Below are 1,375 nucleotides of genomic sequence, written 5' to 3'. Positions count from 1 at the left end.
GGGCTTGTCAAATAAAGTGTGTAAGCCCTACTTTACTCAAGGTATTTTAGGACTCGATTTTTTAGATGTTCATGAACTAAAAGTTGGTTCATTACCATGGACCAGTTTTGAATAAACCCACCATCCCATTTCTTTTCTAATTCTTGAGTGCGTAAATAGAGTAGTTTAAATAGGGCATTTTCATTTGGGAATGCTCCTTTTTTCGTCACTTTCCGAAAACTAGAATGGATACTTTCTACGGCATTCGTGGTGTACATGACTTTGCGAATGGCACTCCCATAGTCAAAAAGTTGTTCTATATGATTGAAGTTTCGAATCCATATATCCACAGCTCCAGGGTAAGAAGACCACTGTTTTTGAAAGGCCTCAAAGGCACTATGACAAGCCTTAAGGCTTGGAGCACTATATACCTTCTTTAGTGACGCTGTAAAGGGTTTGTATTCTTTACTTGGAACATATTTGATGGAGTTACGAATCAAATGGACGATACAACGCTGCACAACCAAGTCAGGGAAAATAGCACGAGCCCCTTCTTCTAGACCATTCACTCCATCCATCGACAAGAAAAACACATCCTCTACACCACGAGCTTTGATTTCATCAAAAATTTGCATCCACTTATGCTTACTTTCTGTTTCGTTTAACCATAGACCCAGAATCTCTTTCTTGCCTTCCATTGTATAGCCTAAAATGGTGTATACGGCATATTTCTTCGTCTCATATTGATTTCGAATGGTTGTGAACATACAGTCTACAAATAAAAAAGCATAACAGCTGCTTAAAGGTCTAGATTGCCATTCTTCTAGATCGACAAGTATTTGATCTGTCATATCAGATATCATCTCGTGTGATACGGAGAATCCATAAATATCTTCAATGGTAGAGGATATATCCCGTTGGGACATCCCACGTGCATACATAGATAAGACCTTATCTTCAATGGCGGATACGTCTTTTTTTCTTTTTGGAACAAGTTGCGGTTCAAAAGAACCATCTCGATCTCGAGGTACTTGTATATTTACTTCTCCAGAACTAGTTTTGATGATTTTTTTCCCATAGCCATTCCGTCGATTGGCGGTCTTTTTTTCATCTTTATTATTCGATTCATATCCTATATGATGATTCATTTCTCCTTTTAACATCGATTCAAACATAGGACCGAAAATATCTTTTAAGGCATTTTGCATATCTTCAACTGTTTCTGGTTGGTACTTTTCTAAGATGAGGTTCGCTAACTCTACAGACTTTGGATCACGTTTCGTATTTGCCACGTACAAAACCTCCTACTCTTATTAATCTTATTCTACCAAAAACAAATAAACTGTGAAGTAAAAGCCGTACGCACTTTTACTTACACAGTTTATATTACACTCCC

Annotated in this window: 1 protein-coding gene; it reads right to left on the bottom strand. The window is 37.5% G+C overall.

Annotated elements, in window-relative coordinates:
* Positions 1–32: 32 nt before the first annotated feature.
* The gene (locus FDO66_RS20645) at positions 33–1,271 is read right to left on the bottom strand and encodes an IS256 family transposase (RefSeq protein ID WP_141434535.1); all 1,239 of its coding nucleotides are present in this window, start codon (positions 1,269–1,271) and stop codon (positions 33–35) included.
* Positions 1,272–1,375: the final 104 nt, after the last annotated feature.

It is taken from the genome of Bacillus sp. 03113, from assembly GCF_006546985.1.
GTDB lineage: Bacteria > Bacillota > Bacilli > Bacillales > Cytobacillaceae > VATK01.
This window is presented reverse-complemented; position numbering and strand designations above follow the sequence as displayed.